This window comes from Thermococcus sp. JdF3 (genome assembly GCF_012027495.1).
GTDB lineage: Archaea > Methanobacteriota_B > Thermococci > Thermococcales > Thermococcaceae > Thermococcus.
Genome location: NZ_SNUK01000003.1, coordinates 276,122 through 293,567 on the forward strand (window position 1 = coordinate 276,122; position 17,446 = coordinate 293,567).

Below are 17,446 nucleotides of genomic sequence, written 5' to 3' on the forward strand. Positions count from 1 at the left end.
GAAAAGTTTAAAATATTATCCCCCGGGTTTCGGTTTCCATCCTGAAAAGGAGGAAGAAAGAATCTCAATCACTTCCTTACGCTGAAGCTCATGGCCTGCCTCTGCTGAAGCTCCTGCGCCTTCTGGGCGAGCTCTCCCAGCTGCCCCTCCAGCTTTCTGAGGGCCTCCTGGGTCTTGGCTATCGCCTCGTCGTACTCCCTGATGCGCGCGTCCAGATACGCTATCGCGTCGTCGAGGTTCTTCTCGATGGCGTAGCCGGCTCCGACGCTGACTATCGCGTTCTCCTTGTCGTCTATGTGGGCTTTCAGGAAGGAGCCCGCGCCAATCGGCACCAGGATCTCCGGCTTCCCCTCTTCGACCTTCTTGAGTTCCTCCAGCGTTTCCTTAACCGCCTGGAACTCGTTCCTCCCCAGGGTGAGCAGTTCAAGGTTCTGGGCCAGGAGCTGCGCCTGGGCCTGAAGGAGCTGGTACTCGTAAGCGAGCCTTTCAAGCTGCTCGTTCATCTCGGCCATTTCACACCACCGGGGAGACTACGCGGGGAGGCTTTTAAGGTTTAGGTCAGATTCACTTTTTCCTGAAGAGCAGGAACCATTCGATGGCCATAACGTGCAACATGGGAGACACCCAACGTGGGTGGTGATGCCCTCCAGCCCGCTTCCCCGCAAAAATTGCCGAGAGCCAAAAATTTTCAAACATTTCCCTGTCCAAACAGCAAATTTTGGAAAGTTTCACAACAGAACTTGTCGTTCTGTCGGGCAAGGGTTTTAACGTCCGCCCCCAAACCCCCTCCGGTGGTTGTGATGCTCGGGGCGGTCTTCTTCGATTTCGTGGGCACGCTCATAACGAAGGAGGGCGAAAACGTTACCCATCAGAACATCATGAGGGAGGTCCTCAGAAAGGCCGGGAGGGAAGACCTCGACTACGTGAGGCTCTGGGAGGAGTACGAGGCCGAAAGCTCCGCCATGTTCAAGGAGCTCGCCGGCAAGCCCTACGTCAAAATCCGGGACGTTGATACCGAGGCCATGCGGAAGGTGGCCGAGCACTACGGCTTTTCGGTTCCCGACGACTTCTGGGAGATAAGCATCGCCATGCACGAGCGCTTCGGAGAGCTCTTCCCCGATGCCGTGGAGACAATTAAGGCGCTCAAAGACCTCGGCCTCCACGTCGGAATCATAACAGACTCAGACAACGACTACATCGAGGCCCACCTTAAGGCCCTCGGAATCTACGACCTATTCGACTCCATAACAACCAGCGAGGATGCCGGCTTCTACAAGCCCCACGAGGGGCCCTTCAGGCTCGCGCTTGAAAGGGCCGACGTTGAAGCGGGCGAAGCCCTCTACGTCGGCGACAACCCCGCCAAAGACTGCGTTGGGGCGAAAAACGTTGGAATGTCCAGCGTCCTCCTCGACCCGAATGGGACAAAGAGAGAACTGTGGGGCAACTGCGACTTCATGGTTTCAAAGCTGAGCGAGGTCGTTGAAATCGTGAAGGGCCTGATGGAAAAATGAGGGGTCCGCAACGGCAGGGCTCTTCATTGCCCCTGCGGCTCGCCTAGCGAAATTCTCGTCATCCCCCTCTTCTTCACTCCCTGAGCCTCTGGTAGGCCGCGTAAAGCCTCTGGAGAACGGTTATCCACGCCAGAACCGCAACTGCGTAGACGCCGTACTCAACGTAGCCGAAGAGTGCGGTGATGATTATTATCAGTAGCCGCTCCGCCCTCTCGGCTATTCCAACGGCCAGCCTTCCGGAGCCTGCCAGCTCGGCTCTGCACCGCTCGTAGCTCACCAGGTAGCTCCCCATGAAAGCTATGAACGCAACGCGCCAGTCCACGAGGTTTCCGAGGGCTATTCCGAAGAGAACCGCTCCGTCGCTTATCCTGTCGAAGGTGGAGTCGAGGAAGGCTCCAAAGCGGCTCGTCTTCCCTGTGAGTCTTGCGAGCGTTCCGTCGAGGGCATCTATAAGCGAGCCGAAGAGCAGAACAAGGGCCGCTATGACCTGCTCTCCTCGATAGAAGAAGTACGCGCCGGCGAGGCTTATCAGCAGGCCGAGGACGGTTATCGTGTTCGGCGTAACACCCGCCCTCGCGAGGGGCCGGACGATGGCTTCAAGGTAACCCCTGACGTTTTCGCGGTAGTTATTGAGCACCATCCGCAACCCTCACTCAAGCTCGATGATCCTCTTTCCCCTCTCCTGGGGGATTATCTTCAGCCTGGCGTTCTGGAACTCCTTCCTCAGCCCCTCTCCTTCCAGGAGCCTGTCCAGGAAGACTGCCAGAGCGGCGACCTCGCTGTGCGGCTGGTTCCCCACGCCGACGTTGTAGTCTGCCATCTCGTAGACCTCCCTGGGCACCTTCTCGGCGCCGACGACGACGAGCACGTCCCTGCCATCCTTCAGCTCGCTCCTGATTCCTGGCATGGCATCGTCGATGTGAACCCCGTACATCGTGAGGTGGACTATCACGCCTCCCTGTTTCTTCCATTCCCTCAGAATCTTCTTCCAGCTGGGGTCAAAGGTTATCTCAAAGGGTCCTCCCCATCTCCGAACAACGTCCTCGACGCTCTCCCTCACATGCTCGTCTTCCTCGGCGGCGATGATTATTTTATCCGCCCCGAAGGCCCTCGCCGTCAGGGCCACGTGGGTCGTTATCCTCTTATCCCTCTCGGGTCTGTGTCCAAGGCGAAGGACGGTTATCATCCCACATCACCCGCGAATAGTTTCCAGTAGCGCGTGAAATCGTCGCTCCACTCCATGTCCCTGTAAAACTCGTACATGGCTTTTATGCTTTGCTCCATCTTGCCAACACTGTATTTCTCCACCACCAGGTTCAACTCATCGTCGCTGGGGGCAGACGAGAGGATGAAGAGCGCGTAAAGCCTCTCATTTTCGTTGAGGTTGTTGACCAGCATCATCAGCTTCGAGCGCAGCTCCGGCTTCAGCCTTCCGCTCACAACGCTTATGAGCCTGTCCTCGAGGTTCGCAATGAAGTCCCCCGTAACGTCAACGTGCTCATGACCGCTGAGCTCCGTCGGGCTCTGAGCCACCATCCTGTAGCCGTTCTCGGTTATTATCTGGTACAGTCTGGGGAAGTACGGGCTGGCCAGGTACTCCTCGAGGGAGCCTATGAAGCCGTGCTCGATGTCCACGATGTACCAGCCGTCCGCGGTGTAGAACTCCGTCACGGGCCTCCGTGTGCAGTCCGTCCCGTTGTAGAGCGTTACGATCCTCGCGGGGATGTCTATGGAGCGCAGCATTGCAGTCGTGAGTATCTGGCCCTCCGCGTAGCTCAGCCTGTCCTGAAGGAGTATCTTCTCCGGCTCAAGGGTGGAGGTCGTGTCCCCGAAGGAGTAGGTGCGCATCATCCAGTCATAAATGGCCCTCGCAGCGGCTGGCTCGGAACTGGCGTTCCCGATTATCCTGAGGGCGAGATTCCTGAGCTCTGCCCTGTTGAAGGAGGGCGTTGAGTTGTAGCGCTCGGACCAGTAGCCGTCAACGAGGTACCCATCGGTTATCCAGTGATATTTGAGTTCATATGCGTCCCTAAGCGTCCCGCTGTCCGCGTTCCAGGGCGTCCAGGTCACCTCCAGGGGTACGCTTTCGATGACGCTCTTCTCGGAGCCGCCTATTTTGTACCGGAGCATCGCCGAGATGTATCCCTTCCGGTATGCGTACGGAGCCTTCACGGTGTACCTGAGGGTTATCTTCCCGTTCTCATTGATGCTCTCCGGAAGCGCGTCTGCGCTCATCACCTTCATTCCATCGAGGAGGTCGAGCCGGATGTCCAGCAGGTCGATCGGAGCCTCCAGCTTGTTCTTTATTGTGACCGTTATCGTGGAAGTCTCACCGCCATGGAGGGTCTCGGGTCCGCTTATCCCCAGCCCTATCTCGTCCGAGGGTGCCGCCCCCCTGGAAACGAACACCCTGAACTGACCATAGAAGCCCGTCCAGGTTCGCTTAAGCTCATCGGTCAGCTCAAGGGAGAGCTTGAGGTTGTAGTAACCGGGTATGGCAGGGGCCTTGAGTATCCAGACCAGCTGAACGGACTGGCCCACGGGCAGAACGTCCGGGAACTTTGGTTCCTGGAGTATCTGGAAGCTGTCGTCGCCCAGGACGAGGGTTGCCCCCGTCAATCCGACCTTGCCCGTGTTGTTCACGAAGACGATGACGTGTAGCGTTCCGTCGGGCGTGACGACCGTTCTGTCAACCGAGAACCTAACCTCCGCCGGCGGCTTGAAGAGGCATCCCGAGACCACCACTATGAGAATGAGGAGAGGAACCAGGATGGCTTTTCTCATTTTCATCTTCCAAACCCTTTAAAGCCCACAACCGTTAATAAGTTTTAGGTGGTGGAAATGATAACGCTGACGACGGACTTCGGGCTTAAGGGGCCTTACGTCGGCGAGATGAAGGTGGCAATGCTGAGGGTCAACCCCGACGCGAGGATCGTCGATGTGACGCATGCTGTTACACGACACTCCATCATCGAGGGCTCCTTCGTCATGGAGCAGGTGGTCAAGTATTCCCCGGAGGGAACGGTTCATGTCGGCGTCATTGACCCAGGCGTCGGGACCGAGAGGAGGGCGGTAATAATCGAAGGCGACCAGTGGCTGGTCGTTCCCGACAACGGTTTAGCCACGCTCCCGCTCAACCACGTAAACGCCAGAAGGGCCTGGGCCATAGATTTCGAGAGGATAAGGCGCTTCACCGGCTGGAGGATAAGCTCGACCTTCCACGGGAGGGACGTTTTCGGTCCAGCGGGTGCGTTAATCGAGAGGGGCGTTTCTCCGGAAGAGTTCGCGGAGGAGATTCCTCTCGACTCGCTGATTAGGCTCGACGTCGAGCCGAGGAAGGAGGGCGGGGCATGGCTCCTGAAGGTGATTTACATCGACGACTTCGGCAACGTTATCCTTAATTTGGAAAACTACGGAAGGCCAAAGGCCGTTGAACTTCCGGATTTCGGCTTGAGTATCCCCTACCTCGACGCCTACGGCTACGTAAAGCCCGGAGAGCTTTTGGCCCTACCCGGAAGCCACGACTACCTCGAGATAGCCGTCAATCAGGGGAGCGCGGCGGAAAGGCTTGGCCTCAAGGTCGGGGATGAGGTGAGAGTGAAGTTGATTGGAGGTGATTGAATGGTAAGGCGCGGACTCTTCGTCGGCCGGTTTCAGCCGGTTCACAACGGACACATAAAGGCCCTTGAGTTCGTTTTCTCGCAGGTTGATGAGGTGATAATCGGAATCGGAAGCGCGCAGGCGAGCCACACGCTCAAGAACCCCTTCACGACGAGCGAGAGGATGGAGATGCTGATAAGGGCGCTGAACGAGACGCACCTGGCGGACAAGCGCTACTACCTGATTCCGCTCCCGGACATCAACTTCAACGCCATCTGGGCGACCTACGTGGTGAGCATGGTGCCTCACTTCGATGTGGTTTTCACGGGCAACTCGCTCGTTGCACAGCTCTTCCGCGAGAAGGGCTATGAAGTGATAGTCCAGCCGATGTTCAGGAAGGACATCCTCTCGGCGACCGAGATACGGAAGCGTATGGTCGAGGGCGAGCCGTGGGAGGAACTCGTGCCGAGGAGCGTCGCCGAGTTCATCAGGGAGATAAAGGGCTGTGAAAGGATAAAGATGCTCGCCACGAACCTCGAAAAGAACGAGAAGGAGCTCCAGGCGCCGATTAGGATTCCTGAGTTTTAGAAGATCCCCTCCTTTGAACTAGGGCCACGTGCGGCCATTTCAATCATTTCCATGAAGGGATTCCCGATCGGAAGCTTGGGTCTTATGGCAGGTTAGTCCTTCACTCGTAATCCTTAACAACGGGACTGCCATCAAGCAACTCTAACTCTCTGAGCATGCTCAATCTCCCTGAGCCTGCTTTTGAGTTCTTCCAGTTTCTTTACGTAGGCCTTCCATTCAATGTAGTCGTCCCATGCCTCGAAAGACTCCTTCGAGCTTTTGAGTTTTTTCTCGAACTCTTCAATCGTCGTCCCATATTTCTCCTCGAACATCCTGATTTTCTCGCGTATCGGAGCAAGCTCGGAGATTACCCTCAGCCTCTCGTGAGCCAGCACGTCCCTCTTCGAAATCACGACCTCGCTCATCGCCATCACACCACTAACTTGACCCACCGGAATAAATACCTTTTCCCGCCAGCCACCAGAACATCGCCCCCGCCAGCAGGAACATCGCTAAGCTCGCCGCGTACGGGAGAGTTGCGTGGACGCTCGCTAAAGCACCCGCGATGAACGGCGTGACGAGGCCGATCAGCCTGTTGTAGCTCGATATTGCCGCGTGGAACTCGCTGGCTCGCTCCTTCGGAATCAGCGAGAACTGCCAGGAGCGGTAGAAGGGAAACCAGAGGGTGTTCCCGAAGTCTCCCACCGCGTAGACAATCAGCGCCAGCCAGAAGGGCGGTGAGAGCGCCATGACGAGGGCATAGACGGCGTTGATGAACATCCCTACCCCAATCACCTGAAAGCCCCTCCCCTTTGGAACCCTCTCGCTGGCGTAGGTGCCGATTATCGAAGCGAGACTGCTCGCGCAGGCTATGAGCGTCACCTCGAAGACCGTCTTATGGAGCACGAAAACGACGTAGTTGATGAGCACTATCTCGGGGGCGAGCGCCCAGGCGAGAGTTAGTAAGGCCTCGAAGGCGAGAAGGACCTTAAACTCCCCGACCTTGAAGGTGAAGCCCTCCGCGCTGATGCGCTCCTCTTTGCCGACCGAAGGCAGGAAGAGCCAGATGTATGCCACCGTAACGGCCGAGAACAGACCGAAGAAGATGAAGGCCCAGCGGTAGCTCTCCGCGCCGGGGTAGAGGTAGCCGAAGACGTAGCCGAGGATGGGAAAGGTTATCAGCCTCGCCACCTCCGGCAAACGGAGATGCCAGGCGAATATCTCCTCGTACTTATCCGCGGGATAGATTATCTGCTCGTAGGCACGGTAGAGGGGGTAGAGCACGGTTGAGAGCTTCTCTATCGTCCTCCCTGCGAAGAGCACAAGCGGGGCTACGGCACCTCTGGCGAGACCGTAGAGGACGTAGGCGATGCCGTCTAGGATGTCTATTACAATCAGCCCCTTCTTGATGTCCCAGCGGTTGAAGAGCCTCCCGAAGAGATAGGTAAGGGGAATCGAGATGATGTTCACAGCGGTAAAGAACGCCCCGACTTCAAGGACGGAGTAGCCCGTCTCCAGGAGGTAGAGCGGGAAGAGTATCCAGACTATCAGGCCGGGAGCGATGAGCGTGTGGTAGAGCATGTACGCTTTGGCATCCTTCGGAATCTCACTCCAGCGCATGTGAAACCCCGTTCATATTTTCCGGAGGGCTTTTAAGGTTTAACGCCGAACATTGAGAAGTGGTTCCATGCTCAGAGGAATCGGCTACCTCCTTTCGATAACGCTCTCACTCTACGCCCTCTCGGCGTTCTCGGCGAGGGTGGAGTTTTTCTCAACGCCGGTTGGGAGGCTCTTTGGAGGTCTTTTGGCCCTCGCCCTGGCGTATCTTGTGTCCAGGCTTTTCTATGGTGCCCCCATGAGGTGGGGTGCCGAGGAAGACAGCGTCTCCCATGCCATTGCCCTCATGCTCCCCCTCTACGCCTTCTCGTTCGCTGCCATGCTTTACTTTGGCGCGGACAGGTTCATGGACATGGCGAAGCCGGGCTTTGCCGGGGAATGGAGACCCTCCCTCGTCCCTTATGCCCTCCTCTTCTGGACTCTGAACGGTATTTTGACGGCATTCTTCTACGATGCGGTTCCCTACGAACTCTTCAGTGAACGCGGGAGAATCGCCGGGATACTTGGTGCCACGGCGGTCTTTGCCCTCAACTACAACCAGCCCCTGATTGGGGGATTCTGGAGACCGGAGGACATAGTTTTCTTTGGGGCTGCCTTTGCGTACTCCTACTCGGCCAAGGGGAAGCCCTTCGCCCTCGTCTTTACCTACCTGCTCTCCGAGCTCCCCCTCTGGTGGTGTCTCCTCCATCCCCTCGGCGCTGCGGCTTTTGCAGGCTACATAACCGCGCGGTTTCTAATCTCCGCCTACTTCCTCTTCAGGCATTTCACGTAAACCAGCGCCGGCTCGCCCCACCCCGGATACGGGTCTATCAGCGCTATTCTCACAAATTCATTCCTCTCGTAGAAGCGCCTCGTCGCGTCGTAGGGTTTGTAGGTCAAATCGCCCGAGCTCTTGACGACGAGAAGATCGAAGCCCCTCCCCCTCGCCCACCCCTCAACGAACTCGAGCAGTTTCGTACCTATCCCCTTACCCCTCAGCTCCCGCCTAACGGCCATCCAGAGGATTTCAAGGGCTTTTCGTTGAGCGGTTTGACCGTTACAAAGCCGAGAACCTCCTCCCCTTCAACGGCAACGAAGGTCTTCTCCTCTCTCAAATCCCGCCCCATAGCCCTCAGACCGGCCTCGTTGAACCACTCTGGCAGTTCCTTGGCAATTTCAAGGCAACTTTTCACGTTGTCTCTGGATGTTTCTATCCTCATTTTCAATCCTCCTGATTGGCTGCAGAATCCTTTCTCTGAGCCCATAAGGAAACATCCGGCATATCTCAGATGTCCTAAGGGGTGTATTTTATCGTCCTCATGAGTCTCTGCAGTTAGATAGGTGCAAAGCTCTTTGGAAGAAATATTAAACTCTCTTCCGGCCTTTTTGACAGTTTGTTTATCCATTTTTTGATTTCAGCTCTCATCGTCAATATTTTTAAGACGTTGAATTTAAGCTTTTTTGATGATAAGAAGGGCAAGAATTGAGGATGGGAGTATTTTAGAAGAAATACATGCTGGAGAGCCTCCATGGGGCGATTTCAAGATTTACTTAAGAGCCATTAGGAACTCTGGTGGGGATGTATTTCTTTACGAAGATAAGGGAGAGATTGAACTGTTACCATTCAATGGGAAAGCACACATTCATGTTCTCTGGGTGCGGGAGGGGTGCAGGGGTAAGGGAATAGGCTCAAAGCTTTTGATGTTTGCCGAGGAATGGGCAAAGAAGCAAGGGCTGAAAGGACTAAGCGTCATCCCAGAAGACGGGAATGCAATGCAGTTTTATTGGAAAAACGGATTTAAATTTAAAGACTGGCAAGTGAAGGGCATAAAAGATGTTAAAGGATGCGACGTAGAAGTAGAGACATATCATGATGGCCCACCAAAGTTTCCAAATATTTCAGCCGTTTACACTTCAGGTCTTTTCCTTTGGAACCTCCACAAAAAAGCTTCCCGATTCAGATTTGCGGACTTTACAATACTTCTTGTTGATGAAGGAAGCTATGTAAATGCCGTTGTCTACGGAAGGAGACTCAACAAAGAGATTGTGGAAGTCATTGAGTGTCTTGCTGGAAAAATCGGAAAAAGATTATTCCTTCAGGTCTGGATGAACGATTGGAAGATTTTAGAGGGAGAAGGCTTTAGGGAAATCGGTAAGGTTGAATGGATGGAGAAGGTTTTCACTTAAGCCACTCTTTTAATGCCCGGTTCATCATCCTTAAGAATTCTTCTTTAGTCCCTCCCTTTCTGTAGAACTCATCTAACAGCTCCATGAAACGCCTCTCTTCCTCCGTGAACTTCTCGCCCTTCCAGCGGAAGATTCTGAACCTCTCGCCAAGAAGCTCGACGGCGTGAAAGGCCGTGCGCCCCGAGGGCTTGAGGTCCTTCACGAGCTCGATGGTGTTTATCGTGCCGTAGCCAAGCCTCTTCCAGAAGGCTACCGCGTCCTTGTCCTGGGGGAGAACGTAGAGGTAGAGGGCGTCGTCGTGCTCCTTCACCTCCTCCTCAGCCCTCTCAACGAGTACCCTCCCGATGCTCCTGCCCCGAAACTCCGGCCTGACGAAGAGCTCTTCAATCCAGAAGCAGCCCTCGCGCGAGGAGAGCCGTATGAAGCCCGCTGGTTCTCTTTCGTAGGCGAGAAAGATAACGTCGCCACGCCTGAAATAGCTCTCCGCTTCCTTCCTATAACTTTCCTCCTCGTCCGGCCTCCAGCCCTGCTTCCCCCTGAGCTCCTTGAAGAATTCGATGTAGAGCTCCTGGAAATCCGGAAGGTGTTCCTCATCGAGGCGAACTATCTCCATCTTCCTGTCCCTCCTACAGTCTAAGCGTCCCCTCTTCCATCAGGGGCTCCCCGTCCACGAGCACAGTAGGGTTCATGACAACGAAGTCGATGTGGATTTCCGACTCGTTCGCTCCCCCGAGGTGCAGGTTGTGGCCGACCGCCACGTGAACCGTCCCAAGGGCCTTCTCATCGAACATCCTGAGGCCGAGGGGCTTTACCCCGGGGTTCAGCCCTATTCCAAACTCCGCTATAACATTCCCTCCAGGCGTTTCAATCCTCCCCCTGAGCTCATCGGCCTTTTCGCCCCCTATGGAGATGACCTTACCTCTATGAAACTCCAGCTCCAGACCCTCGTGGGGAAGGACGAGCCGCCCTGAGGCGGAGCTCTCTATGGGGGCTATGTAAACCTCCCCCGCTGGAATCTCGACCTCGCACTCCTTACGCTTCAACCGACAGTCGCGGAGCGTCCCGTCTTCAAGGCCTGGCTTTCTCCCCTCAACGCTGAACCTCAGATGTGTGCCGTTTTCGTCTGTTATAAGAACCTCCTTCGCCCCATTGAGTCTCTCTGCCACAATAAGCCCGAGCTCGCGCATCCGAACGTAGTCCACGTCTACTGCGGAGATGAACTCTAGGAGGTATTCACTGGGCTTTATCCCTTCCTCCTCAAGCCACGCCGGCGGGGGAAGGTTCACGAGGAGCGTCGGCACCTTCTCCTCCTGCAGGAGGCCATATATAGAGTCCCAGAAGGAGAAGACCTTCTCCTGAACGTTCTCGGATAGATCATCGACGGCCGTGTACTGGGAGAGCCATATCACGACGTCAGCTTTCCCGAGGATGCCGGCAACGCTTTCTGAAGGCTTTTCTGGAAAGTCGCTTACCAGGGAGTCGTTGAAACTCCAGAGGAATGGGAGCGCGCCAACGCGGATGGCCTCCTCAGCCAGCAGGCTGGCGAAGTTCCTGTTGTGTGCCCCGTGGATTATCAGCACCGATTCACCTGTCCTAACAAGCGCCGAGTCCTTGATTATGCACCCGGCGGCGCTCCTGAGACTGTTCTCCATCTCAAACACCTAAACCAGCTTTTTCCTGAATACCAGCACGTTAGGCTCCTCGGTCTCGTCCCAGAGGAAGAGGCCGAGCCTCTTCAGTCCCGGCAGGAGGGGCTTAACACCGCTCGGGAGCATTAGGTCGAACTCTTCCCATCCCCTCTCCCGTGCGACCCAGGCCATCGCTGGAAGGGTGGCCTTGAGCGTCGCGAGACCGACGTCCAGAGGCGTGAAGGTCGCTCCCTCCTTCGGGACCAAAAAGCGGAAGCCGTTGATGTCGTAGAGCTCGGCGTTTACCCTAATCCACTCTAAAGCTTCCTCACTCCTGTGGACGAACTTCCAGCCGACGGGAACGGTGCCGAGCGTCAGATCCTCAAGGGTCGGCTCTACCCGCTCCGGCTCCTCCGGCTCGAAGCTTTCAGTTTTGGCCCCGAAGACGAAGAACCTAGCCCTCACGTGGAAGCCCGTTCTCTCGGCCATCGAAATGCTCTCGCGGTTGATGAAGTAGGTGGCGAACTCCAGGGCCTCGACCTTACCCTCCCTTGCGAGCCTCTCGCCCAGTTCAAGCATAAAGCCGTGGAGCTTCCTCCCGTAGCCCCTACCTCTATAATCCGGGTGAACCCTCAGTCCCTCCAGCCAGCCGACCTTTCCCGGGAGAAGCGTCAGCTTCGCCGTGCCGATTACCTTTCCATCAACCTCCAACACGTAAAAACCGCCATCGCTAAGCCACTCGTCAAAAACTCTTGCCAGGTAGTCTTCTCCGCCCCACGTGAGCCTTGAAATCTCCTCGATGAAGGGTCTATCTTCAGGCCTTGCCTCGCGGATGAAGGGTTCCATGATATCACCGGTACTGCTTGAGGGAAACCTTTTAAGGTTCTTTCGTTATTACGAGTGGTGGTGTTAATGAGGTGTGTTGCTTCCTTCTGAACGATGAGCGGGCCGGGTGTTTTCGGCCTAACCGGTTCCCATCACTCGATAAGCTTGTCTCTGGATTGGACAGTGCATTTGGCCGTGGAGATTAAACTGCTCACCTCTGACCGGAAAGGCTAAATGATTGACCACTCTATGGACAATCATGCCCGATGAAGACCTTGCCAGGGAAGTCCAGGAGCTCAGGAAGGCACTTGAGGAGCTCAGGGAGAGCTTCGCCGTCGTTTCCCAGATGGCGCAGGCCTATCTGAGGCTCATCAACATATACGCCCAGTACGGTGGGCTCAGCATAGACCTAGTCGTTCCGGAGGTCAGGAGCGACCCGATAGCGCGTGAAATAGTCCGGATTCTCTTCGACCTGAAGAGGGCCAACGTGAGTCAGATAGCGCGGGAGCTGAAGGGGAGGCGCGGAAAGGCCTCGCGGAACACCGTTAGGGCGAAGCTGGCCGAGCTGAGGGAGATGGGCATCGTTGTCGAGGCTCCCGGCGAGAGGGGGAAGGTCTACGCCCTTTCCCGCGAAGTGGTCAAAAAGTGGCTCGAAATGATCGGAATGCCAATTAGGCTTGACCACACTAATGATTATTGAGGTGGTTGATATGGTGGATGAAAAGGTAGGAACCCCGAAGAAACTGGAGGAGCTCCTCGACGAGCTGGTCGAGGGGATAAGGAACGCCCAGAGTGTGGAGGAGGTAGAGGTTCTCAAGAAGAAGGCAGAGGTCGTGGAGGACCTCATCGAGGCCTACGAGGGCGACAGGGACCTCGACAAGATACCGGCCCTCATGGATAAGGTTGGCGACATGATGGAGGACATTCTCCAGCCCCTCAAGGAGCTCCTCAACGAGCTCTACAGCCCGGAGAGGGTTGAGGCGATGGGGAAGAGCGTGGCCGAGTTCTACAAGAACCTGGCCGAGGCCGGAATGGACAGGGATGCGGCCCTTGAGCTGACGAAGGAGTATATGGACGCGATAAACCCCGGTAAGAAGCTCATGGAGATGCTGGGTGAATTGGTGGGCAAAGGCGGCCACGGCCACTGGACGATGATGCAGGGATTCCAACCCAAAAAGCCTGAGAACGGGGAGGAGTGAGCTTGAAGGGCCTCCTTCACTTTTTTCTTCGACTGCCTGTGATAGCGTTCAGGATGGCGGGCATAGTTGGAGTGGCAAATCGGGCGAAGCGCGGCTTTAAACGGGCGCTTCTGGATGGAGGTCTCCCAACCGACGTCGTCGATGAGCTGGTAGAGCACTTTGACCCCTCGGCACCGCTCAGGGAGACACTTTTCAGGTTTTCCAGGAAATAGCCGCCTCCCCCACTCACTCCCACATTGCCCCGGCGGAGGTTTTGACACCCGGCTTGTCCCCGTAGAGCAGTATCAGGACGTCCATGTCCCCGTAGGTGGAGATCTCGATGTAAACCGCTTTCCCGCTTTTCTCGAAGAGGTCATTGGCCACCAAGTGTCTCCTCTCATCGTGGGAGGGAAGCTCGACGTAGTCCCTCTCCACCCACCCCGTTTCGAGGAACGCTTTCTTGAGCTGGAAGTAGACTTCCATGCCGAGCCGGGCAGGATAGAACAGCACCACCGCTTTCGTGTCACCTGAGGCGTTCCCCTCCAGCTTGTATATGTACCCCTCGAACCTCAGTCCGGCCTTTTCCGTCCAGTTCCAGGGCCTCACGTCGTTCCTCAGTTTGCCGAAGGAGAGCAGCGCACCTGGACTTGCTTCGCCCGTGCCGACCACGTGCCAGAAGAAGTCGCTGGTCGAGTACCTGGGCTTCTTGACGACGATCGCGAGGTAGTGGTTGTAGCGGTACTGGACGAAGGCCGTTAGGGTGTCTGAATCCCGGGCGAAGGTCCTCGCGTAGGGTTCCCTTCCGTCGTCGGTTCTCTCCCAGCCTTCAGCCAGGAGCTTTTCGGTCAGCTCGTCGAGGGCTTTGAGGTAAGCGGTGGCGTTCGGATAGACGAGGAACATGAACTCGACGTCGGCAGTTCTTCCGCTGTACCAGGCTGCCGCCGGGACATCGGGGATATCCACAAAGTCCGCCGTGATGTTGAACTCCTTCCTGAGGCCATCGAGGACCCTCGATATCACCGTTTCAGGTCTCACGCCCCTTTCGCTGACCGGCCTGAAAACGCCCCCTGGCACCTCTGTCCCCCGCTCGAAGGATAGCCCCTCCGTCGGGTCTCCTTCGGACCACAGGTCGTTTACGATGGCTTTGACCTCTCTGGACTTCCCGAGCAGGAGGGCAACGCGCTCCAGGCCGGCGATCCTCGCCAGCTCTATGTAGGCCCCCGTGTCGTTGGCCTCGACGTAGTCGCTCGCCACGAGATGTCCCGCCGGATCCCGGGTGTTTGTGTTGATGTACTCACCCTCAACCCAGCCGTTCCTGAGAAACGCCTCCTTGAGCTGGAGGTAAACCTCCCTCCCCTCACGGGGCCGGTAGACGAGAAAAACCGCGCTGACGTTGGTTCCCTTAACCTTCCCCTCGAGGGCGTCCAGGTAGCCCGAAAACTTCAGACCCCTCTCCTCACTCCATTTCTCCGCGATCACTTTGACCTGCAGGAAGGGGCCGAGAACCTTGCCGGGGCTGGGTCCGTAAGCGATGGCACTCTCCAGGAACCCCGAGAGTTTTTCCCTCCTTTCTTCTGTGCTCCCCCCGGTGACTCTCGCCACGGTCAGGACGTAAAAGTAACGTTCGTAGAATGGGAACACCATGTAGGTCTCGTTTCTCTTCTCCCAGAAGACCTCCCCGTCTCCCTGCTGAAATCCGTTCTCCTGCAGGAGTTTTACAACATGTTCCTGGGCCTCCCCTGCGGCGGTTGAATTGGGATAAACAAAGAGGCCGAACTCGGTGCCGTTCGCCGTTCCGGTAAAGCTTGAGAGGCTCCTCTGAGGTTGGGGTATGCTCACCCTCCCCTCGGTGACGTTGTACCGTTTCGATAAATTGGAGACGACGTCAAGGATCGCGTACTCCGGCGGGTATGCGAACCAGTCCATTGTTTTCGGTTCGAATGTTCCCCCCGGAAACGTGGCTTTTACAGCCTCCGGAGGGGAAATGTTCATGGGGGGTCCATGTTCTCCACTTTTGAAGGCCGTTTCCGTTTCAGGGCTTCCGGTTTCTTCTCCAGGCGGACCGTTGATGCATCCGCTGGACGTTGTGATCAGAATTATGAGGATGAATGAAACAATAATTTCGACGCGCCTCATGGGGGATCCCCGGAGATTTTTGGATTTCAAATTATAAGTATTTTTTCCCTTGCAAGTTGTCCAAGGATTGGCATCCGTCCGGGTTCCTTCTGAGCCTCTCGTAAATCAGCTCGTCGATGTATCTCCCGTCGCTCCATACGTGCTCCCTCAGCCTGCCAGTTAATCCAGTTGAAGCCCGCCACACCGACTGGCTTTTCTTCCTCGTTCTCCACAACCCCAAACATCGGGGCTTTGTCCCAGTTCTTTTTCAAATCCCCGTAGAACTCCTCTTCTTGCTCGGGGAGGGTGAAGTGGGCCGAGTTGAGGAGGTATCTGACCGTGCTCCTGTCGTTAAACCAATCCCAGCTTTTCTTTAAGTCCTCACGGAGGAGTACTGCGAGCGAGACCTTTTTTCCTCTGAGGATTACCGGGCGCATAGAATCACCTCACAAAACCATGCTGGTCAGCCATATGAAAATCGGGACTTTGAGGCTTTTGGTCTTTTTGGCCGAGATGTACATCAGGAGCGCGAAAATCGTCATATAAACCCCGAGAAGGAGCGCTTCGATGGAAGAAGTAACTACGATGTTGAGGGCGTGAGCGGAACCCCATAGAACGGTGGGCAGGAGAACGGCAAACCTTTCGTTGCCCAGCTTCAGCGAGCCAGCGTAGAGGAGGTTAACGGAGAGGATTTCGAGGAGATAATAAACGTACTCCGACGCCAGCGAGGCGAGGGCAAGCCATGTGCTCTGGGAAATCCCGAGGTGGTAGTGAAACTCCCGGAGAATCTGGGGGTAATAGTCTTTGAGATACACTACCTCAATCGCAAGGATAGCAACGATGATAACCGTCGAGTACTTCAGCTCCCTCCACCCAAACTTTCCGGTGGTTAGATCGAGAAAGCTGAGGTTGAGCCACCTGAGAAGGACACATAAGGCCAGGATTCTCAGGCAGTTTATCGTCCACACCTTTGAGACGTATATGGACGAGCTCTGAGAAATCCAGGAACCGGTTATCGATTTAAAAACCCACGCTACTCCAATCTCAAGGCCCCAGATAACGAAGACGAACCAGGCGAGGGCGAAGAGGACGAGCTTCCTCATTTTCCCACCAGAGATAACAATGCAAAATGGTTTTAAATTTTTCCTATGAAGTTGTTTTCAGTGGTGGGGAATGGAGAGATGGATACGGGGAGTCTTCCTAACGGTCTCACTGGCCTTTCTGATCCTCTCCAACCGCTTCGTTAACTCGGTAGAATTCAGGGGCTGGTTGTTCTGATATCGTGATTATTAAGGAAAACTGGCAATGACCATCTCAATCCTCTCCCCCTCCCTCACTCCAAGGGCAACGCCTTCCCCCAAAACCTCTACCGAGCCGTTCTCCCAGGGCTTTCTCCTGCCCACCACTTCTCCCCCTCCGGAGAGTTCAACGATGACGGCGTTTCCTTCGAGCTCCCCGCCGACGAGAAGGCGGTCTTTGGTGGCGAACATCGAAGTGGCGGTTCCCTCCCCGAGTGTGATGTCCCACTTCCCTACCCGAACCCAGAAGTTCTCGCCGCAGTAGCCCGCGAGGACGAGCTTTTCACACCACAAACCGGCAGTCAGCGCTATTCCCTCCGCGAGGGCTTCCTCTCCGAGAAGCTCCCCGCTGGAGTCAAAGTCAAAGGCCCTAACCTCCCAGCGCCCGGTTTTCACGCTCCCGATGAGCTTGAAGCCGTTCTCAGATGGAAGGAGGGCCGTGAATATCACGTCTTCCCAGTGCCCAAAGTCCCTCAGCCAGAGGAGTTCACCTTCGAGTGAAAGCTTCCCGAGGAAGAAGCCCTTGCCGCCGGGCCTTCCCGTCTCGCCGGCGATGAAGAGACCTTCCTCCGCCGGGAGAACCGAATAGACGGCCCCGTTCTCCCTCACATCAATCTTCCGCTCCCAGAGGACGTTTAAGCTTTCGTCGAGCCTCGCGACGTAGGCCTTCCAGCCCTCGCCGCCGTCCGGTGTTGCGACGCCTTCGACGGCCCCGCCGATGATGTAGCCGCTGTCCAGTTCCGCTGCGCTGTGGCCCTCCCAGTCGTTTTCTCCAGCCAGAAAGCGGGTTTCAATGATTTCCTCCCCTACAACCCTCGCCAGTATTACCCTGTAGTTCCTCCCGTCGTGGACGCTTCCAACTATCAGGTCGTCCGCTAGAGCTGCCGGAACCGTCTCAACGCCGAAGGAGTAGGTTCTCATGGCTCACCCTCCAACGGCCA

Annotated in this window: 23 protein-coding genes; 8 read left to right on the plus strand and 15 right to left on the minus strand. The window is 56.1% G+C overall.

Annotated features, from left to right (window positions below; genetic code table 11):
- Nucleotides 1-68: 68 nt before the first annotated feature.
- Complete coding sequence (gene pfdA / locus E3E42_RS06490; protein ID WP_167903475.1) at nt 69-512, minus strand: prefoldin subunit alpha; 444 nt, start codon at nt 510-512, stop codon at nt 69-71.
- Between the two features lie 288 nt (nt 513-800).
- On the opposite strand from pfdA, the gene E3E42_RS06495 reads away from it, so the two are divergent.
- Complete coding sequence (locus E3E42_RS06495) at nt 801-1,511, plus strand: TIGR02253 family HAD-type hydrolase (protein WP_167903671.1); 711 nt, start codon at nt 801-803, stop codon at nt 1,509-1,511.
- Between the two features lie 73 nt (nt 1,512-1,584).
- Here the strand turns inward: E3E42_RS06495 and pgsA are convergent, their stop codons facing one another.
- The 3 genes from pgsA to E3E42_RS06510 are packed head-to-tail and all read right to left on the minus strand — an operon-like array spanning nt 1,585 to nt 4,301.
- Nucleotides 1,585-2,151, minus strand: coding sequence for an archaetidylinositol phosphate synthase (pgsA, locus tag E3E42_RS06500; protein ID WP_167903477.1), 567 nt, complete (start codon nt 2,149-2,151; stop codon nt 1,585-1,587).
- A gap of 9 nt (nt 2,152-2,160) precedes the next feature.
- Nucleotides 2,161-2,697: a tRNA (cytidine(56)-2'-O)-methyltransferase gene (locus E3E42_RS06505; RefSeq protein ID WP_167903479.1), complete on the minus strand. Its 537-nt coding sequence runs from the start codon at nt 2,695-2,697 to the stop codon at nt 2,161-2,163.
- The gene (locus E3E42_RS06510; protein ID WP_167903481.1) at nt 2,694-4,301 is read right to left on the minus strand and encodes a transglutaminase-like domain-containing protein; all 1,608 of its coding nucleotides are present in this window, start codon (nt 4,299-4,301) and stop codon (nt 2,694-2,696) included. Before E3E42_RS06510 ends, E3E42_RS06505 begins: the two co-directional genes overlap by 4 nt.
- Nucleotides 4,302-4,352: 51 nt before the next feature.
- Here E3E42_RS06510 and E3E42_RS06515 point away from each other — a divergent pair, with 51 nt between their 5' ends.
- Both E3E42_RS06515 and E3E42_RS06520 read left to right on the plus strand, forming a co-directional pair.
- The gene (locus E3E42_RS06515; protein WP_167903672.1) at nt 4,353-5,132 is read left to right on the plus strand and encodes an S-adenosyl-l-methionine hydroxide adenosyltransferase family protein; all 780 of its coding nucleotides are present in this window, start codon (nt 4,353-4,355) and stop codon (nt 5,130-5,132) included.
- On the plus strand, nt 5,133-5,699 hold the full coding sequence (locus tag E3E42_RS06520; RefSeq protein WP_167903483.1) for a nicotinamide-nucleotide adenylyltransferase: 567 nt from the start codon (nt 5,133-5,135) through the stop codon (nt 5,697-5,699).
- Between the two features lie 131 nt (nt 5,700-5,830).
- On the opposite strand, the gene E3E42_RS06525 is transcribed toward E3E42_RS06520, so the two are convergent.
- Complete coding sequence (locus E3E42_RS06525; protein WP_240913658.1) at nt 5,831-6,109, minus strand: hypothetical protein; 279 nt, start codon at nt 6,107-6,109, stop codon at nt 5,831-5,833.
- Between the two features lie 7 nt (nt 6,110-6,116).
- A complete protein-coding gene (locus E3E42_RS06530) occupies nt 6,117-7,298 on the minus strand; it encodes an MFS transporter (protein WP_167903485.1) in 1,182 nt (393 codons plus the stop codon).
- A 67-nt stretch (nt 7,299-7,365) separates the two neighbouring features.
- Here E3E42_RS06530 and E3E42_RS06535 point away from each other — a divergent pair, with 67 nt between their 5' ends.
- Nucleotides 7,366-8,067, plus strand: coding sequence for a hypothetical protein (locus E3E42_RS06535; protein WP_167903487.1), 702 nt, complete (start codon nt 7,366-7,368; stop codon nt 8,065-8,067).
- Here the strand turns inward: E3E42_RS06535 and E3E42_RS12000 are convergent.
- Entirely contained in the window at nt 8,040-8,291 is a 252-nt protein-coding gene (locus E3E42_RS12000) for a GNAT family N-acetyltransferase (RefSeq protein WP_240913648.1), read from the minus strand. The two genes, E3E42_RS06535 and E3E42_RS12000, sit on opposite strands and share 28 nt — an antisense overlap.
- Nucleotides 8,270-8,680, minus strand: coding sequence for a hypothetical protein (locus E3E42_RS12005; protein ID WP_240913649.1), 411 nt, complete (start codon nt 8,678-8,680; stop codon nt 8,270-8,272). Before E3E42_RS12005 ends, E3E42_RS12000 begins: the two co-directional genes overlap by 22 nt.
- A gap of 58 nt (nt 8,681-8,738) precedes the next feature.
- Here E3E42_RS12005 and E3E42_RS06545 point away from each other — a divergent pair, with 58 nt between their 5' ends.
- Nucleotides 8,739-9,461, plus strand: coding sequence for a GNAT family N-acetyltransferase (locus E3E42_RS06545; protein WP_167903489.1), 723 nt, complete (start codon nt 8,739-8,741; stop codon nt 9,459-9,461).
- Here E3E42_RS06545 and E3E42_RS06550 read toward each other — a convergent pair.
- From E3E42_RS06550 to E3E42_RS06560, 3 genes are read right to left on the minus strand one after another with little or no spacing between them, the layout of a single operon-like run.
- The gene (locus E3E42_RS06550; RefSeq protein WP_167903491.1) at nt 9,454-10,074 is read right to left on the minus strand and encodes a GNAT family N-acetyltransferase; all 621 of its coding nucleotides are present in this window, start codon (nt 10,072-10,074) and stop codon (nt 9,454-9,456) included. The two genes, E3E42_RS06545 and E3E42_RS06550, sit on opposite strands and share 8 nt — an antisense overlap.
- A gap of 13 nt (nt 10,075-10,087) precedes the next feature.
- The gene (locus tag E3E42_RS06555) at nt 10,088-11,113 is read right to left on the minus strand and encodes an aminopeptidase (RefSeq protein WP_167903493.1); all 1,026 of its coding nucleotides are present in this window, start codon (nt 11,111-11,113) and stop codon (nt 10,088-10,090) included.
- A 9-nt stretch (nt 11,114-11,122) separates the two neighbouring features.
- Nucleotides 11,123-11,935, minus strand: coding sequence for a GNAT family N-acetyltransferase (locus E3E42_RS06560; protein ID WP_167903495.1), 813 nt, complete (start codon nt 11,933-11,935; stop codon nt 11,123-11,125).
- A 238-nt stretch (nt 11,936-12,173) separates the two neighbouring features.
- Here E3E42_RS06560 and E3E42_RS06565 point away from each other — a divergent pair, with 238 nt between their 5' ends.
- The 3 genes from E3E42_RS06565 to E3E42_RS06575 are packed head-to-tail and all read left to right on the plus strand — an operon-like array spanning nt 12,174 to nt 13,325.
- Nucleotides 12,174-12,614, plus strand: a complete 441-nt coding sequence (locus E3E42_RS06565; RefSeq protein ID WP_167903497.1) for a winged helix-turn-helix domain-containing protein — start codon at nt 12,174-12,176, stop codon at nt 12,612-12,614.
- Nucleotides 12,615-12,624: 10 nt separating this feature from the next.
- Nucleotides 12,625-13,113, plus strand: a complete 489-nt coding sequence (locus tag E3E42_RS06570) for a hypothetical protein (protein WP_167903499.1) — start codon at nt 12,625-12,627, stop codon at nt 13,111-13,113.
- Between the two features lie 2 nt (nt 13,114-13,115).
- Nucleotides 13,116-13,325: a hypothetical protein gene (locus E3E42_RS06575; RefSeq protein ID WP_167903213.1), complete on the plus strand. Its 210-nt coding sequence runs from the start codon at nt 13,116-13,118 to the stop codon at nt 13,323-13,325.
- Nucleotides 13,326-13,338: 13 nt separating this feature from the next.
- Here the strand turns inward: E3E42_RS06575 and E3E42_RS06580 are convergent, their stop codons facing one another.
- The 4 genes from E3E42_RS06580 to E3E42_RS06595 form a co-directional block, all read right to left on the minus strand.
- A complete protein-coding gene (locus E3E42_RS06580; RefSeq protein WP_167903501.1) occupies nt 13,339-15,228 on the minus strand; it encodes a hypothetical protein in 1,890 nt (629 codons plus the stop codon).
- A gap of 26 nt (nt 15,229-15,254) precedes the next feature.
- Nucleotides 15,255-15,644, minus strand: coding sequence for a hypothetical protein (locus tag E3E42_RS06585; RefSeq protein WP_240913650.1), 390 nt, complete (start codon nt 15,642-15,644; stop codon nt 15,255-15,257).
- Nucleotides 15,645-15,653: 9 nt separating this feature from the next.
- On the minus strand, nt 15,654-16,310 hold the full coding sequence (locus tag E3E42_RS06590; RefSeq protein WP_167903503.1) for a hypothetical protein: 657 nt from the start codon (nt 16,308-16,310) through the stop codon (nt 15,654-15,656).
- A 186-nt stretch (nt 16,311-16,496) separates the two neighbouring features.
- Nucleotides 16,497-17,426 (minus strand): hypothetical protein, encoded by a 930-nt coding sequence (locus E3E42_RS06595; protein WP_167903505.1) that lies wholly within the window; start codon nt 17,424-17,426, stop codon nt 16,497-16,499.
- Nucleotides 17,427-17,446: the final 20 nt, after the last annotated feature.

Excerpts from the sequence above, each read along its gene's own strand:
- E3E42_RS06545 (WP_167903489.1), top strand. The coding sequence starts at position 8,739 with ATGATAAGAAGGGCAAGAATTGAGGATGGGAGTATTTTAGAAGAAATA.
- E3E42_RS06530 (WP_167903485.1), bottom strand. The coding sequence starts at position 7,298 with ATGCGCTGGAGTGAGATTCCGAAGGATGCCAAAGCGTACATGCTCTAC.
- pfdA (WP_167903475.1), bottom strand. The coding sequence starts at position 512 with ATGGCCGAGATGAACGAGCAGCTTGAAAGGCTCGCTTACGAGTACCAG.
- E3E42_RS06580 (WP_167903501.1), bottom strand. The coding sequence starts at position 15,228 with ATGAGGCGCGTCGAAATTATTGTTTCATTCATCCTCATAATTCTGATC.
- pgsA (WP_167903477.1), bottom strand. The coding sequence starts at position 2,151 with ATGGTGCTCAATAACTACCGCGAAAACGTCAGGGGTTACCTTGAAGCC.
- E3E42_RS06560 (WP_167903495.1), bottom strand. The coding sequence starts at position 11,935 with ATGGAACCCTTCATCCGCGAGGCAAGGCCTGAAGATAGACCCTTCATC.
- E3E42_RS06515 (WP_167903672.1), top strand. The coding sequence starts at position 4,353 with ATGATAACGCTGACGACGGACTTCGGGCTTAAGGGGCCTTACGTCGGC.
- E3E42_RS06535 (WP_167903487.1), top strand. The coding sequence starts at position 7,366 with ATGCTCAGAGGAATCGGCTACCTCCTTTCGATAACGCTCTCACTCTAC.
- E3E42_RS06565 (WP_167903497.1), top strand. The coding sequence starts at position 12,174 with ATGCCCGATGAAGACCTTGCCAGGGAAGTCCAGGAGCTCAGGAAGGCA.
- E3E42_RS06520 (WP_167903483.1), top strand. The coding sequence starts at position 5,133 with ATGGTAAGGCGCGGACTCTTCGTCGGCCGGTTTCAGCCGGTTCACAAC.
- E3E42_RS06570 (WP_167903499.1), top strand. The coding sequence starts at position 12,625 with ATGGTGGATGAAAAGGTAGGAACCCCGAAGAAACTGGAGGAGCTCCTC.
- E3E42_RS06590 (WP_167903503.1), bottom strand. The coding sequence starts at position 16,310 with ATGAGGAAGCTCGTCCTCTTCGCCCTCGCCTGGTTCGTCTTCGTTATC.
- E3E42_RS06550 (WP_167903491.1), bottom strand. The coding sequence starts at position 10,074 with ATGGAGATAGTTCGCCTCGATGAGGAACACCTTCCGGATTTCCAGGAG.
- E3E42_RS06555 (WP_167903493.1), bottom strand. The coding sequence starts at position 11,113 with ATGGAGAACAGTCTCAGGAGCGCCGCCGGGTGCATAATCAAGGACTCG.
- E3E42_RS06585 (WP_240913650.1), bottom strand. The coding sequence starts at position 15,644 with ATGCGCCCGGTAATCCTCAGAGGAAAAAAGGTCTCGCTCGCAGTACTC.
- E3E42_RS06525 (WP_240913658.1), bottom strand. The coding sequence starts at position 6,109 with ATGGCGATGAGCGAGGTCGTGATTTCGAAGAGGGACGTGCTGGCTCAC.
- E3E42_RS12000 (WP_240913648.1), bottom strand. The coding sequence starts at position 8,291 with ATGGCCGTTAGGCGGGAGCTGAGGGGTAAGGGGATAGGTACGAAACTG.
- E3E42_RS06505 (WP_167903479.1), bottom strand. The coding sequence starts at position 2,697 with ATGATAACCGTCCTTCGCCTTGGACACAGACCCGAGAGGGATAAGAGG.
- E3E42_RS06510 (WP_167903481.1), bottom strand. The coding sequence starts at position 4,301 with ATGAAAATGAGAAAAGCCATCCTGGTTCCTCTCCTCATTCTCATAGTG.
- E3E42_RS06595 (WP_167903505.1), bottom strand. The coding sequence starts at position 17,426 with ATGAGAACCTACTCCTTCGGCGTTGAGACGGTTCCGGCAGCTCTAGCG.
- E3E42_RS06495 (WP_167903671.1), top strand. The coding sequence starts at position 801 with ATGCTCGGGGCGGTCTTCTTCGATTTCGTGGGCACGCTCATAACGAAG.
- E3E42_RS12005 (WP_240913649.1), bottom strand. The coding sequence starts at position 8,680 with ATGGATAAACAAACTGTCAAAAAGGCCGGAAGAGAGTTTAATATTTCT.